This window comes from Ensifer sp. KUDG1 (assembly GCF_050434285.1).
Classification (GTDB): domain Bacteria; phylum Pseudomonadota; class Alphaproteobacteria; order Rhizobiales; family Rhizobiaceae; genus Ensifer.
This window is the reverse complement of sequence record NZ_JBNDIG010000008.1, coordinates 210,888-225,747: the sequence shown is the minus strand read 5'-3', so window position 1 is coordinate 225,747 and position 14,860 is coordinate 210,888. Positions and strand designations below refer to the sequence as shown.

Sequence of the window (14,860 nt, the reverse complement as noted above, 5' to 3'; positions counted from 1 at the left end):
CGCTCCTTCAGCGATCGGCGGCCTGGCGGGCCATCTCGATGTACTGTGCAACGTGTTTCGCATCTATATCCGCTGGGCGCAGCAGCCTGATGTGGCGGCGAAGCTTGCCCGAGCCTTCCAGGACGGCATGCGGATCGGGCAAGGCGGCGCCCCGGCTAAATTCCAGCGTCACGTGCTCTGCGTAAGAAAACGCGCCGCAGAAGCTATCACCGGACGAAAACAGGATGCCGCCATACTTCACCTCTTCGGTGATCGCAGGGCCCGAGGCGAGCGCGATTTCCCGCAGTCGGGTGATGATCGCGACCTGATCGCCGCGATGAAGCTCGATCTCCCGCAGAAGGGCACGGATCCGATCATCCGTCATGCGGCACCCGAGGCGATGACAAACGGCTTGTACTCCGGCGCGGGTTCGCGGTTGGAGTAGATGTAGAGCAGCACGCCGTTCGGGTCCTTCACCGCAAAGCCGCGATCTCCCCAAGGGTGATCCTCGATCGGTAGTGCCGCGGCAAGGCCTGCCGCCGTGATCCGGCGATACTCGCCATCGACATCTTCGACACAGAGATTATAGGTGAGGCCTTCGGTGTTGCACACGGGCTGCCCCTGTTGCGGTTCCATGAATTGCAGCGACAGGCCTTGGCCCAGTTCCAGGCTGATGTACCAGCCGCAGTCGAAGGTCAGCCGCGCAGAGAAGTATGTCTGGTAAAAGTCCCGCGACGCGGCAATCCGGTTGGTCGTAATACAGGGCGAGGCAGTGGTCGGGCGCACAGGCGGGTTCCTCCTGAGTTATGCCGTTCGTGGGTTGCGCGGTCGTGCCGGCCGCTAAGCGGGCATCGCGGAGCAGAGCTCGACAAGGCAGCCGTTGAGATCGCGGACATAGCCGACCACCTGCCCCCACGGCTTTTCTTCCGGCGGCTTCACCGGTGATGCTCCGGCAGAGACCGCCATCTCATAGGCCTCTTGCGGCGCCGAGCAGACGAGCGCGATTTCGAAACCGGCAGCGAGGTCACCCTTGCGGTTCGCGCGAACGGCAAAACCATTCAGCTCCGCCATGGTCTCGCTGGCAAAGGCCAGAGCCGTCTCACCGGTCTGCATCTCCGCATAGAGGTTGCTTTCATGCACGAACCCGCGCTTCAGACCGAACGCCGCCTCATAGAACGAGACCGTTGCCGGCACGTCGGGAACATAGAGGATCGTGTATCCGAAACGGACAGTCATGGTTTCGTCTCCAAGGGTTGCCCGCCGCCAAGATCGGCCACGCGCGAAGCGTGCGCCCGAAGCATCGCGAACAGTTACGGGCGATCATCGTTCATTGCCGGGCTCCGTTCTTGAACAATTCGGACATCAGTCCGAGATCGTCACCAGCGTGACGTCGGGCAAGCGCGCCGGCGAGAACCCGCCCAACCGCCGGAAGACCCGGGTCATGTGGGATTGGTCGGCAAAGCCGGCTTCGAACGCGGCATCGGCGGGGCTGAGGCGGTGATCGCGCAAAAGACGCAGGGCCCGATGAAACTGGATGATCGCCGCAAACGCCTTCGGCGTAAGACCCGTCGCGTGAAGGAGGATGCGTCTGGCGGTGCGCTCGGAGACACCGTGCATCGCGGCGAGCTCGGCGATGCGCAACCGACCACCGGAGGCGTGCAGCGCGCTTACAATGTTGCGGCTGAGCGGTGTCACCTCAAAGTCACTCTCGGCATCGCGCTTGCGGACGAACTGAACCAGCCGACCGGCAAGTTCCTGCTGGTCCAATGCCGGTGCGCAGAGGGCGGCGAGGTCGGGCCATTGGCCCAGAGCGGCCGCGCCGATCAGCGCGTCACCGTGCAACCGGATCGGCTCCAGCCCGAGAATTCTCTGAAAATGGCCGGGCCTCAGCCGCACGCCGACGAAGGCGGCACCCGGCTCCAGCGGGACGTCGTAATAGCCCGTCGTTGGACCGGTCACGATCGGCATCAGGTCGCGGATTGGCGAAGCCTTGAGCGCAAACCTGAGGATGATGTCGCATCGCCCATCCGGCAGGACCCGATAGCTGCCTTCGTTGCGGCTGACAGACGCCCAGACGGCTTCGATCCCGGCATTGGCGTCAACGAGATGAGGAAGCTCCGTATAGCGGCCAAGCGTCATGATGCCCTATCCGAGTGCGCTTGATCGCCTTTGAACAGGAGGAATGGCGCCAGCGACGGGCGATTTTTACAGACAGAACCGCCGAATATCCAGCCATACCACCAAGCACTGGCCGCGCCCTGATCGGACGCGACCGTGATCCTGGTCCCTGGTTTCAGGCAGCCGCGGGATTGAGCACGCCCATATCGATGTCGGTCAACTCGACGCGACGTTCGAGCGCTATACCGGCCTCGTCGAAGAGGTGGCAATCGGGCGTACGGATACCGGCCTGCACAGTTTGTTCCGGCTGGATCGCCGCCGTTCCCGGCAACATGGCGCAGAAGTTCTCACCTTCTCCGCCGATCGCGGCATAGGCAACCGTGTGGGCACCGAGACGTTCGATGACTGTCGGCGTCACCTTGAGCGTCAGGTCGCCGGTGCCGAGCACGATATGTTCCGGACGAACCCCGAGTGTCAGCGTCCGACCGGCGAGGCCTGCTTGCGGCACGACCGGAACGACCACCGACTGCCCCTTGTAATCGACCTCGACACCCGCGTCGCTGACGCCCTTGCAGGTGACCGGCAGGAAGTTCATCTTCGGGTTGCCGATGAAGCCGGCAACGAAGGTGTTGGCCGGCTTGTGATAGAGCTCGAGCGGCGCGCCGGTCTGGGCGATCTGGCCGGCATTGAGAACGACGATCCGGTCCGCCATCGTCATCGCCTCGACCTGGTCGTGCGTGACGTAGATCATCGTTGCCCGCAATTGCCGGTGCAGTTTCGCCAGTTCGATGCGCATGTCGGCGCGAAGCGCCGCATCGAGGTTCGAGAGCGGCTCATCGAAGAGAAAGATCTTCGGCTCGCGCACGATCGCCCGCCCGATCGCGACACGCTGACGCTGACCGCCCGATAGCATGCCCGGCTTTTGCTGCAGCCGCTGGTCGAGGTGCAGGATGCGCGCCGCATGCTCCACCTTGGCTTTCAGCTTCTCCTCAGCCATCTTTTCCACGCGAAGCGGAAAGGCGATATTCTCGAAGACGCTCATGTGCGGATAAAGCGCGTAGGACTGGAAGACCATGGCGATGCCGCGCTTGACCGGCGGCAGGTCGTTGACGCGTTTGCCCTCGATCAGGATGTCCCCCGAGCTGGTCTCGTCGAGACCAGCGATCATCCTGAGCAAGGTCGACTTGCCGCAACCGGAGGGTCCGACGAAAACGACGAACTCACCGTTCCTGACTTCGAGATCGATGCCTTTCAGCACCTCGAATGTCCCGTAGAATTTCTGAACCCGATTGAGATTGAGCTGTCCCAAGAAACTGTCTCCGGCCACCGGCGAGAAGCGGCTCATTTATAGCAGAGTTAGGTGGGGCCGCGAACCGATCTTGTCGGCGCGCGGCCCCGGTGGCCTTACTTGTACTCTTCGAGGTCGGCAGCCGCCTTCTTCAAGGCGTCGGCCGGCTCGGCCTTGCCGGTCACGACCGACTGGACCATCTCGATGATGACGTTCTGGAAGCCCTTGTAATCGGTAAAGAGCGGCTCGGGACCACCAAAGGCGATACCGTCGATGAACGGCTTCCAGTAGGGATCCTTCTTGACGAATTCATCGACCATCGGCGACGGCCGAAGCGGCGTCAGGCCGGCAGCACCCTGCAGTTCATATTCGCCCTGTGGACCGGGCGAGGTGATGAACTTGGCGAACTCGATCGCCTTCTCCTCGACGCCCGACCCCTTGAAGACCGCCAGGCTGTCGGTGATGAGCAGCGTGCCCTCGCCCTTGGCCGAGGGGCCGAGCGGCAGCGGCGCGACTCCCCAATTGACCTTGGTGTCCTTCAGGCGAACGGCTGCACCGGAACCCGACTGAAGCATGCCGACCTTGCCGTCCAGGAAGATGGCCCGCATCTCGTTCTGTTCGTAGGCGGTTGCACCTTCGACGGAATAGGGCGTGATGTCCTTGTAAGCCTGGAGCGCTGCCAGAACTTCCGGGCTGTCGATGACGATCTTGTCGCCGTCGATGACCTTGCCGTTGTTGGTGTAAACCCAGTGCATGAACTGGTGCATGGTGTTGTCGAAGGTCTTGGCCGGAAGACCATAGCCGGCGACGCCGGTCTTTTCCTTGATCTGCTTGGCGAACGCGATCTCTTCGGCCCAGGTCTTCGGCGGCGTTTCCGGATCAAGACCGGCCTGCTTGAACAGATCCTTGTTCCAATAGAGCGCCTTGGTCGAAAACGCTATCGGAACGCCCCACTGGTTATCGTCGAAGGTCACGGTGTCGACGATGTTGGGATAGTAGCTCTTCTTCTCCTCGTCCGTCATCGGAACGGGGACGATAAGGTCGTTCTGGGCGAATTCCTTCAGCGTGCGCGAACCGACATACGCCATGGCGACCGGCGTGCCGGCGGCAGCAAGCGTCGTTGCCTTGTCCTGGCACTGGGCCCAGCCGACGACTTCCGGGGTCACCTTCCAGCCCGGGTTCTTCTCTTCCCACTGCTTGATGTACTTCTCGTGCACCGCATCCATGGTGTCGCCGCAGTAGATCCAGCTGATCTCCTGGTCGGCCGCCTTGGCGGTCACGGCGCCGAGCGCGGTCGAGCCGAGCAGGGCAAGGGCGAGCACCCCCGTCTTGAATTGGATAGACACGTTTTTATGCTCCCGTTCTCTGGTGGTTGACTTAAGTCTTATTGTTTCACCGCGCCCGCGGTCAGCCCGCTGACGAGATAGCGTTGCAAGAGGAAGATCACGACGACGGCCGGCGCGATGCCGACAAAGCTCGCGGCCATCAGCTCGTTCCAGACCACCTCCTGGCGTCCGAAATAGGCAAAGAGACCGACAGGCAGCGGCATGAATTCGCTCTTGGAATTGAAGGTCAGCGCGTAGATGAACTGCTGGGCATAGGCGCCGATGAAGGTGGTGATCGCCACCACGGTGATACCGGGCATGGCGATCGGCAGGATCACCCGGCGCAGCGTATAGAAGTGGCTGGCGCCGTCGACGAAGGCAGCCTCGTCCAGTTCGCGCGGGATGCGCATCATGTAGGTGCGCAGCAACCAGATCGCAGACGGGATCAGGAAGGCGACGCCCGGCACGATCATCGCCAGATAGGTGTTGAGCACGCCGAAGGTGCGCATCAGCCGGAAGAGCGGGATCAACAGCACCGCGCCCGAGAACATGTTGACGGCGAGGAATGCGCCGAGCAGCACGCCGGCACCGCGGAAGTTGAAGCGGGCAAAAGCGTAGGCAGCAGGAATGACCAACACCAGCACGATGGCCGTGACGATGGTGGAGATGAAGAAGGAATTGAAGATGTAGCGGGCAAAGCCCGGCACGCTCTCCCACATCGTAAAGTAGGCGGCAAACGACCCGTTTTCCGGCCAGAAGCGATAGGGCGACGAAAACAGCAGCCCGAGCGGCTTCAGCGACACCAGGAAGCCCTCGACGAAGGGCGACAGGATGAAGGCGAGGAAGACGAAGATGCCCGCATAGATGCCGACAAGCTCGTACCAGCGGTAGCGATTGATCAGGGCCGGCTGGCTCATTTCTGTTCCCCCTGAGAAAGACGGCTGGTGACCCGGAAATAGGCAAAGCAGAAGATCGACAGGAAGATGCAGATCAGCACCGCACGCGCCGCCCCTTCGCCGTATTTTTTCGACCCGATCGCGGTGCGATAGGTGTCAATGATCATCGTGGTCGTCTCACCATTGGGACCGCCCTGGGTGAGGATCCAGATGATGTCGAAGGAGTTGAAGGTCGCAATCAGCGACAACATCGACATGGTGATCAGCGACGGCACGAGCAGCGGCAGCGTGATGCGGCGGAAGCGATAGAAGCGCCCTGCCCCGTCGGTCCAGGCGGCCTCGTAGAGATCCTGCGGGATCGCCTGCATGGCCGCCAGCATATAGAGCGTCACCAGCGGCACGCCGATCCACACGTCGGTGACGATCGTCGCCCAGAAGGCGGTTTCGCCCCGCGCCAGGAAAGCGATCGGCCCATTGGTGAGGCCGAGGTTCTGCAGCACGCCGGAGATCATGCCGAACTGGCCGTTGTACATCCAGCCCCACATGAAAATGCCGATGGCCATCGGCACGATCCATGGCGGCATGGTGAGCAGGCGGAACAGCGCTCGGCCGGGCACGGCTGCGTTCAGCATCGTTGCGCCGAAAACGCCGATGATCATCTTGATCGACACCGAGAAGAACGTCCAGACGAAGGTCCGGAAGATGACCTCGGCGAAGGTCTCGTTGAAGATCTTGTCGTAGTTGGTCCAGCCGACCCAATTGGTCGTCTTCTTCAGCGACGCGTCCGTAAACGACAGGATGAAGGTGTCGACCAGCGGATAGGCGACGATCACCGTGACGTAGAGAACAGCAGGAAGAAGCAGGATCCAGGCGAAGATGACTGTGCTGCGTTGAACACTCATCCGTCGCCTCCCCTTACGCCGCGCGGGAATGCAGGGCTTCGTCGAAGCGGTCCCATATGGGCCGGAGGTCTATGACGCTCTTCTTGCGCCGAGCCTCGTCCATGGAGAGCGCCAGGATGCCGGCTTCCAGCGCATCGCGCGTCGAAACCGGCAGCGGCCGGCCGTCGCGGACATGGCCGATGATATCGGTCGCCATCTGCTCGTCGGCACCGTAGTGCTGCGACAGTTCGGTGGCCTTGTACTTGTTCTCGATCACCTTCTTGCCGGTCAGCATCTCGTGCACGTCGAAATAGCCGCGGATGAAATCGCCCTCGGCCATGCCGCGCGAGCCCATGATGCAGAAGCGGCGGAACTGGTCCGGCACGTTGAGATTGGTGTGGAAATTCATGCCGACGCCATTGGCGTATTCGACGATCGCAACCTGGTAGTCGATGATGTCGCCGTCGCTGTCGAAGACCTTGTCAGACCCCATCCAGCCACTTGGCTTGCGGTGGAAGAGTTCGAGGTCGTTGATGCCTTCGCGGGCCGGATCGTTGGCGGGGATGAAGCTCTTGCGGCCACCGAAGCTCGCGACGCGTTCCGGGCGAGCACCGACGACGCCATTGTAGAGGTCGAGGTCGTGGCAGCATTTCTCCAGCATGAAGCTGCCGGAATAGCGCTCGTAGCGGCGCCAGTCGCGCATGAAGAAGGCGCCATGATAGGGCTCGATATGCTCGGATGCCTCGATCGAGACCACCTGGCCAAGCTTGCCTTCGGCAAGCGCCTGGCGGAGATCGCGGTACATGGGCGCGTAGCGCAACACGAGACCGACCATCAGCCGCTCATGACCGAACTTCGCCATGAGCGCTGCGAGTTCCAGGCTCTCCTGGATCGTCGTCACGATCGGTTTTTCGCTGAAGACCTTCAGACCGGCTTCAAGGCCGATCCGGATATGGTCGAGGTGCATGTGGTTGGGCGAGCCGATCATCAGGAGATCGAGCTTCTCGTTGGCGATCAGCTCTTGCGGTGTCGCATAGGCCTTGCCGGGAGAGATGCCTTTTTCGGTGAGCGTGGCCAGACCAGCCGGGTTCGGATCGACGTATCCGGCAATTTCGAAGCTCTCGTCCATGGCCTTGAAGACATAGCCGAGATAACCCAAACGGAATCCGAGTCCGATGATGCCAACTTTCATGCTCGTCCTGTTCCCCTGCCTTTTGGCGTAATTTATTTTCGCAGACTGGGACAGTTTTTTCAGGCCGTCAACTCAAATCCGCATATTTCGTAAAATTGTGAAATTCATTTTCATATCTCAGGCAAATGCTGACAAAGCAGGCATTTCATGGACAACTAAAGAGGGTGCACACAGCGCAACTCTACGGCAGGAGGAAAGCGGTCCAGACCACTGCACGTTGCGGAACGATCTTTTTCACGGCTCACGTTTTTCCGACCAGGCGATCACGCCAGCGCAGAAGCCCGAGCAAGGGCCGAGCCAGATAGGGCGGCGGGATTTTTCGGTGATCACCGACCGTCCCTCCTCTTGCGACAGACGCATCCGGCTCGATCAGGAACGCAACGACCATTGCGTCGCGCGTGGCGACAAGGTCCAAGCCTTCATCAGAGGGGAGCAGCCCCTGCTCCGTCGCGCAGAAACTGGCTCGACCCGCCTGTATAGCACCGGAGAAGACGTAGAAATAGAGGTGACGGCCTGCCACTCGGGGAAACGCTGTCCCTGCCCCGGCCTCGAGCCGGAGATCGAAAATGTCGATGGCGCTGCGGACGAAAAACGGGGCCGCCCAACCTTCCGGCCCGACAAGGTGCCGCCACTCGTTGACCACCCCGGCGGCAATCGGCCCATGCTGGATGTTCGGCGGCAGATCGAGACTATGCGGGCGCACGAGGATCTGCAGCATCCTGAGCGGCGGATCATCAGGCAACGTCTCTTCTGAATGCCAGAAGCTCGTGCCCGCATTCATCACCATCAGGTGTCCGCTGTCGATGACCAGCTCGCCGATCGAGCGGTCGTTGTGGCGCATGACGCCATCCGGAACCCAGGACAGGATTTCGTCGTTGCGGTGCTCGTGCATGGCGATCAGCCGACCCGGCGAAAGCATCGATTCCACGACCATCGCCAGGGGACCATAACCATGATCGCGTGGCCAGGGCGGCAGCCATCCGGGCATGTTCAGCCTGGCGACAAATCCGCCGGCATCCCTGACGACAGGACTTCTGGCCCCTCGATAAAGCATCGTCCATTCTAGCACGGCGCCAGGGCTTGGCACGCCGATGAATGGGAGCATTCCTTGGGCCGCTCCGTGAAAGCTGCTTCAGCGGCCCATGCGCGCGGCAAGCTTCCGCTCCGCCGCCTGCAACCCGTCGTGCAAAAGCACCGCAAGCGTTGCGACGATCAGGCCACCCTGAACGACGAAGGAAAGGTTGTTCGATTGCAGCCCGGCGATGATCACTTCGCCAAGCGTTTTTGCGGCGACCGTCGATCCGATTGTCGCGGTTGCGAGGCTGATGACGAACGACAGCCGGATGCCCGCCAGGATCACCGGCATCGCCAGCGGCAGCTCCACCTTGAGAAGCCGCTGGCCGCTCGTCATGCCGGCGCCACGCGCCGCCTCCATGACCGACGGGGGCAAGGTCGTCAGCCCCGTCAGCGCATTCTCGAAAATCGGCAGCAGGCCGTAGAGAAAGAGCGCAATCAGCGTCGGCTTTTCGCCGAAGCCGAAGATCGGAACCGCGAGCGCCAACACCGCAACGGGCGGAAAAGTCTGACCGATGTTCACCAGGCTGCGCGAGAGCGGCAGGAATTCCGCTCCGGAGGTGCGCGTGACGAGAATGGCAAGCGCAAGCGCGACCAGCGCGGCCGCTGCCACCGCCAGCGCCACCGTGCGCAGATGCAGGAACGTCAGCTGCAGCAGGCTTCCCTGGTTGTAGATGACCGGCGCGTTGTCCTGCACCAGCGGTCGCAGCAGCGGCTCGAACCACTGGGGCTGCAGCAGGAACGCGACCAGAATCAGGAAAACCGCGATGCGAATGAGGGGGGCGAGCTTCGGCATCAGGCTGGACCGGCCGCGCGTTTGGCCAATCCCTTCAGGCTGACCCTGCCGATCACGGCACCGTCTGGACCTGCCACGGGCAGCGCGTCTCGTCCCGACCAAAGGAGTTCGGCCAGGGCTTCCCTCTGGCTGGCATCGCTCGAAATCGGCGCGCCTTCGGCAGCGCCGGGCTCCACCGCGCTCGAAACCGGCGCGATCGCCAGTAGACGATAGGGCCGTTCGCCCGACCCAATCAGGCTTTCGACAAAGGGGGTGGCCGGCTTCAGCAGCATTTCGGCGGGGGTCGCGTACTGCACCACTTTGCCCTTGTCCATGACGGCGATGCGATCGGCCAGGTGAAAGGCCTCTTCCATATCGTGAGTGACGAGAATGATCGTCGTCTGGAAGTGTTTCTGGATGGCGAGCAGGTCGTCCTGCGCCTTGGCGCGGATGATCGGATCGAGCGCTCCGAAGGGCTCGTCCATCAACAGCACCTTGGGCTCGGCGGCAAGCGCCCGGGCGACGCCGACACGCTGCTGCTGGCCGCCGGACAGTTCGTGCGGGAAACGCGGACCGAAATCGGCAGGATCGAGCTGGAAAAGGCGCAGGAGTTCCTCCACCTTCGCATCGATGCGCGCCCGCTCCCATCCGAGCAAGGTCGGCACGGTCGCGATGTTCTGGGCGACGGTGCGGTGGGGAAACAGACCGTGCCCCTGGATCGCGTAGCCGATCCGCCGGCGCAACTCATAACCGGGTAGCGAACGATTGTCCTCGCCGTCGAGGCGGATTGTGCCCGAGGTCGGCTCGACCAGCCGGTTGACCATGCGCAGAAGCGTGGTCTTGCCGGAGCCGGAGGTCCCGACGACGACCGTGACCGTGCGCGGCGCGATCGTCAGGCTGACGTCGTCGACAACGGTGCTTTCGCCATAGCGCTTGGTGATGTTCTCGATCTCGATCATGCGGCCTCTGCCTGCCTGGTGTTGGGTGTGGCCATCTCGATGACCGCGTCGAGCACGATCGCCGCGGCGAACGCCAGCACGACCGTCGGGACGGCACCGAGCAGCACGAGGTCCATCGCGGTCTGGCCGACGCCCTGAAAGACGAAGACGCCGAAGCCGCCGCCGCCGATGAGCGCAGCGATGGTCGCAAGGCCGATATTCTGGACGAGCACGATGCGGATCCCGGTGAGGATCACCGGAAAGGCCAGCGGAAATTCGATGCCGACCAGCCGTTGCCAATCGGTCATGCCGATGCCACGCGCGGCATCGTTTGCGTCTCGCGGAACGCCGGCCAGTCCGACGACGGTGTTGGCGACGACAGGCAGCAGCGAATAGAGGAAGAGGGCGACGAAGGCCGGGGCAACGCCAATACCACGAATGCCGATCGCGGCGGCGCCCGGCACATGGAGGGCGATCCAGCCGAGCGGCGCGATGAGAATGCCGAAGAGCGCGATCGACGGGATCGTCTGGATCGCGTTCAGCACGCCGAGCAATCCGTCGCGCAGTCGCGTGACCCGGTGGCAGAGGATTCCGAGCGGGATGCCGACGACGGTCGCAGCGACGAGCGAGCCGAGCGCCAGGGTCACGTGCTTGCGGCCCTCCGCCCAGAACGTGTCCACCCGGCTCGCATACTCCTTCAGGATGGAAAGACCGTCCCAGGTGCCGGAAAGCAAGAGTATCCCGATAAATCCAAGCACGGCGACGAGCACCACGACGCGCACGAAAGGCGCCGGGCGCAGTCGCGTCAAGGCGTCGGCGGCGAGCAGCCCGAAGGCAAAGAGCATGGTCCAAAAGCCCGAAGCGGGCGACACCCGGGCATAAGTATTGGCTTCAGGCGTCAGATGCGTGGCGGCAACGCCGATGCCGAGCGCCAGCGTGGCGAGCGCGACAAAGGCCGCAGCGAGACGCAGATAAGCGGCCGAGCGCAGCAGCGCGACGACGACCGCGCAGACCACGATGGCCGACAGCACGGCACTCCAGCCCGCAGGCAGGGCGTCGGCCACCGACTTGACCTCGCCGGCGACGATACGGTTGGCACGAAACGTTGCAAAAGGTGCGATGAAGGCGCCGCCGAGCGCCAGGGCCGCAATGATCGCTCCGAGCTTGTCAAAGCGGAGTGCTTTCAAACCACATTCCCTCCCCGCCTGTGCCGGCGCGTCTCCGGCACCTGCAGGCCTATCCCGGAACGCCGGCCATCCGACCAGCGTCCCGGGTGTCCGTCAACTTATTTCAGGAAACCGTTCTTCTTCAGGAAGTCCTCGGCGACCGCCTTGGCCGGTTCGCCGCCGACCTGCACGCGGCCGTTCAGCTCCTGCAGCGTCACCAGGTCCAGCTTCTCGAACACCGGCTTCAAGAGTTCCTCGATCTGCGGGTTTTCCTTGAGTACCGCTTCGCGGATGATCGGGGCCGGCTGATAGACGGGCTGTACCGCCTTGTCATCCTCCAGCACGACGAGACCTGACGGCGCGATGCCACCGTCGGTGCCATAGACCATGGCCGCGTTCGCGCCGTTCGTCTGGTTCGCCGCGGCCGCAATCGTTGCCGCGGTATCACCGCCGGAAAGCGTGATGAGTTGGTCCTGCTTCAAGGTGAAGCCGTAGGTCGTCTGGAACGCCGGCAGTGCGGCGGCCGAGTTCACGAATTCCGACGACGCCGCCAGCACGAGCTTACCACCGCCGGCGACATACTTGCCGAAATCGCTGAGCGTCTTGAGCTTGTTTTCGTCGGCCACTTCCTTGCGCAGGCCGATCGCCCAGGTGTTGTTGGCCGGTGACGGCGTCAGCCAGACGATCTTGTTGGCGTCATAGTCGAGCTTCTTGGCCGTCTCGTAGCCCTTGGCGGCATCCTTCCAGACCGGATCGTCGGCCTTTTCGAAGAAGAAGGCGGCATTGCCCGTGTATTCCGGATAGATGTCGATCTCGCCGGCGGTGATCGCCTTGCGCACGACCGGCGTCGCCCCGAGCTGGACGCGGTCGACGGTCTTGATGTTGTTGGCGTTGAGCACCGCAAGGATGATGTTGCCGAGCACACCGCCCTCCGTGTCGATCTTCGAGGATACGACCACATCGGCACTCGCCGCGGCAGCAGTCAGCGTGAAGGCAAGGGCAGTTCCGATAAGCAGTCTGGTCAGGCGCATGGGTCTCTCCTCGAGTTTCGCTCCGCAAGTTTGATCACGGAACGCCCGCTCCGTCGGGGCAAGGCATTCCATATATGTCAGGCCCCGGCAAAAAATAGGGTTGCACGCAGAGACTGTAGCAGGCGAATAATCTCGCCGGCGACTAAGACGATCGAAAGCGTAGACTAAGAGAAGCCGCCGGTGATTGCGCGATTGCAAAGGCCGGCATTGTCCGTCACTCTGATTGCGGCCCGCCAGAAACAACCGCTTTCATTCTTGGTCGCGAAGCCGCCCGACCCGACCCGTCTGGGGCTGACGGCCGGGCTCGCCCGGCGAACGTTCGGGGAATTCATGTCGATCTATCTTCTCGCGCTGCTTCTCGGCGTGGTTGCCGGCCTGCGCACCATGACCGCACCCGCCGCCGTCAGCATTGGCGCAGCCGCCGGCTGGCTGCCGCTCAGCGGTACCTGGGCGGCCTTCATGGGCTTCCGGTTCACGCCCTATGTCGCCGGCCTTCTGGCGCTCGTGGAGTTCGTCGGCGATCAGTTGCCGAGCACGCCAAGCCGCAAGGTTCCCCAGCAGTTCGGCGCCCGCATCGTTTCGGGCGCTTTCTGCGGCGCCGTGCTTGGCACGGTCGGAGGTGCTATGCTCCCCGGACTGGTCGCCGGCGTCATCGGTGCAATTATCGGAACGCTCGGCGGCTATGAAGCGCGCAAGCGCCTCGTTGCGGCCATCGGCGGCAAGGATCTGCCGATCGCCCTTCTCGAGGATGCTGTTGCCGTTCTCCTCGCACTCTGGGTGGTGTCCTCGGTCTCATGACGAAACATTTCGACGCAATCATCATCGGTGCCGGCCAGGCCGGTCCATCGCTTGCCGGGCGGCTCACGGCGGCCGGCAAGACCGTCGCCCTGATCGAGCGCAAGCACTTCGGCGGCACCTGCGTCAACACCGGCTGCATGCCGACCAAGGCGATGGTCGCGAGCGCCTATGCCGCGCATCTGGCGCGACGGGGCGCAGACTATGGCGTGACGACCGGCCCGGTCACCATCGACTTTGCCCGCGTCATGGCGCGCAAGGACACGGTGCGGTTCACGTCCCGGGGAAACATCGAAAACTGGCTGAAAGGCATGGAGAACTGCACCGTGTTCCAAGGCCATGCGCGCTTCGAAAGCCCGCATGAGATCCGGGTCGGCGACGCGCTGCTCTCGGCCGACCAGATCTTTCTGAATGTCGGCGGGCGCGCCGCGACCCCGGATTTCCCCGGTGTCGCGGACGTACCGTATCTCACCAACGTCTCGATCATGGATCTCGACACCCTGCCCCGCCACTTGATCGTCGTCGGCGGCAGCTACATCGGGCTCGAGTTTGCGCAGATGTTCCGTCGCTTCGGCTCCGAAGTCACCGTGATCGAGAAGGGGCCGCGGCTGATCGGCCGCGAGGATACGGACGTTTCCGACGCCATTCTCGCCATCCTGGAGAAAGAGGGCATCCAGTTTCGCCTTAATGCCGAGTGCATCCGCTTTGCCAGGAGTGGCGACGACGTCGTCGCCGGCGTGGATTGCACGGCGGGCGCACCCGAGATCGTCGGCTCCCACCTGCTGCTCGCGACCGGGCGCCGGCCGAACACCGACGATCTCGATCTTAACCGCGCCGGCGTCAAGACTGACGCCCGCGGCTATATCGAAGTCGACGAGCAGCTTGCGACCAACGTCTCGCATATTTTCGCGATGGGCGACTGCAACGGCCGCGGCGCATTCACCCACACGGCCTACAACGACTTCGAGATCATCGCCGCCAATCTGCTCGACGGCGAGGCGCGGAAGGTCAGCGACCGCATTTCGACCTACGGCCTCTTCATCGATCCGCCGCTTGGCCGCGCCGGCATGACGGAAACCGAGGCGCGCAAGGCGGGACGCAAGCTGCTCATCGGCACGCGACCGATGACCCGTGTCGGCCGTGCCGTGGAAAAGGGAGAAACCGAAGGCTTCATGAAAGTGATCGTCGACGCCGAAAGCAAGAAGATTCTCGGAGCTTCGATCCTCGGAACGAGCGGCGACGAGGCGGTGCAGAGCATCCTCGACGTCATGTATGCCGGCAAGCCCTACACGACGATCACGCACGCGGTTCATATCCACCCGACCGTGTCGGAGCTGATCCCGACGGTCTTCGGCGACCTTCACCCGGCCACCTGAGCGACCGGGCGTTTGATGCCGCGCGC

General features: G+C 62.9%; 16 protein-coding genes. 2 read left to right on the top strand and 14 right to left on the bottom strand.

Features of this window, described 5'->3' with window-relative positions; genetic code table 11:
• Positions 1-7: 7 nt before the first annotated feature.
• The 14 genes from M2267_RS20625 to osmF form a co-directional block, all read right to left on the bottom strand.
• Positions 8-364, bottom strand: a complete 357-nt coding sequence (locus M2267_RS20625; RefSeq protein WP_429116651.1) for a DUF1801 domain-containing protein — start codon at positions 362-364, stop codon at positions 8-10.
• A complete protein-coding gene (locus M2267_RS20620; protein ID WP_429116649.1) occupies positions 361-765 on the bottom strand; it encodes a VOC family protein in 405 nt (134 codons plus the stop codon). The genes M2267_RS20625 and M2267_RS20620 overlap by 4 nt, the downstream gene beginning before the upstream one ends.
• Positions 766-819: 54 nt before the next feature.
• Positions 820-1,215, bottom strand: coding sequence for a VOC family protein (locus M2267_RS20615; RefSeq protein ID WP_429116647.1), 396 nt, complete (start codon positions 1,213-1,215; stop codon positions 820-822).
• A gap of 126 nt (positions 1,216-1,341) precedes the next feature.
• On the bottom strand, positions 1,342-2,118 hold the full coding sequence (locus M2267_RS20610; protein WP_429116645.1) for a helix-turn-helix domain-containing protein: 777 nt from the start codon (positions 2,116-2,118) through the stop codon (positions 1,342-1,344).
• 154 nt (positions 2,119-2,272) lie between these two features.
• Positions 2,273-3,406, bottom strand: coding sequence for an ABC transporter ATP-binding protein (locus M2267_RS20605; RefSeq protein WP_429116643.1), 1,134 nt, complete (start codon positions 3,404-3,406; stop codon positions 2,273-2,275).
• Positions 3,407-3,501: 95 nt separating this feature from the next.
• The gene (locus tag M2267_RS20600) at positions 3,502-4,731 is read right to left on the bottom strand and encodes an ABC transporter substrate-binding protein (RefSeq protein ID WP_429116641.1); all 1,230 of its coding nucleotides are present in this window, start codon (positions 4,729-4,731) and stop codon (positions 3,502-3,504) included.
• 38 nt (positions 4,732-4,769) lie between these two features.
• Positions 4,770-5,627, bottom strand: coding sequence for a carbohydrate ABC transporter permease (locus tag M2267_RS20595; protein WP_429116639.1), 858 nt, complete (start codon positions 5,625-5,627; stop codon positions 4,770-4,772).
• On the bottom strand, positions 5,624-6,508 hold the full coding sequence (locus tag M2267_RS20590) for a carbohydrate ABC transporter permease (RefSeq protein ID WP_429116638.1): 885 nt from the start codon (positions 6,506-6,508) through the stop codon (positions 5,624-5,626). Before M2267_RS20590 ends, M2267_RS20595 begins: the two co-directional genes overlap by 4 nt.
• A gap of 13 nt (positions 6,509-6,521) precedes the next feature.
• Complete coding sequence (locus M2267_RS20585; protein ID WP_043613483.1) at positions 6,522-7,679, bottom strand: Gfo/Idh/MocA family protein; 1,158 nt, start codon at positions 7,677-7,679, stop codon at positions 6,522-6,524.
• 241 nt (positions 7,680-7,920) lie between these two features.
• Positions 7,921-8,733, bottom strand: a complete 813-nt coding sequence (locus M2267_RS20580; protein ID WP_429116636.1) for a pirin family protein — start codon at positions 8,731-8,733, stop codon at positions 7,921-7,923.
• A 78-nt stretch (positions 8,734-8,811) separates the two neighbouring features.
• Positions 8,812-9,549 (bottom strand): ABC transporter permease, encoded by a 738-nt coding sequence (locus tag M2267_RS20575; RefSeq protein WP_429116634.1) that lies wholly within the window; start codon positions 9,547-9,549, stop codon positions 8,812-8,814.
• Positions 9,549-10,487, bottom strand: a complete 939-nt coding sequence (locus M2267_RS20570) for an ABC transporter ATP-binding protein (protein ID WP_429116632.1) — start codon at positions 10,485-10,487, stop codon at positions 9,549-9,551. The genes M2267_RS20575 and M2267_RS20570 overlap by 1 nt, the downstream gene beginning before the upstream one ends.
• Positions 10,484-11,653, bottom strand: a complete 1,170-nt coding sequence (locus tag M2267_RS20565) for an ABC transporter permease (RefSeq protein ID WP_429116630.1) — start codon at positions 11,651-11,653, stop codon at positions 10,484-10,486. The genes M2267_RS20570 and M2267_RS20565 overlap by 4 nt, the downstream gene beginning before the upstream one ends.
• Before the next feature lie 98 nt (positions 11,654-11,751).
• Positions 11,752-12,663: a glycine betaine ABC transporter substrate-binding protein OsmF gene (gene osmF, locus M2267_RS20560; RefSeq protein WP_205236654.1), complete on the bottom strand. Its 912-nt coding sequence runs from the start codon at positions 12,661-12,663 to the stop codon at positions 11,752-11,754.
• Between the two features lie 330 nt (positions 12,664-12,993).
• Between osmF and M2267_RS20555 the strand changes: the two genes are divergently transcribed.
• Both M2267_RS20555 and M2267_RS20550 read left to right on the top strand, forming a co-directional pair.
• The gene (locus M2267_RS20555; protein ID WP_429116628.1) at positions 12,994-13,461 is read left to right on the top strand and encodes a DUF4126 domain-containing protein; all 468 of its coding nucleotides are present in this window, start codon (positions 12,994-12,996) and stop codon (positions 13,459-13,461) included.
• Entirely contained in the window at positions 13,458-14,834 is a 1,377-nt protein-coding gene (locus M2267_RS20550) for an FAD-containing oxidoreductase (protein WP_043613500.1), read from the top strand. The genes M2267_RS20555 and M2267_RS20550 overlap by 4 nt, the downstream gene beginning before the upstream one ends.
• The last annotated feature ends 26 nt before the right edge of the window (positions 14,835-14,860 follow it).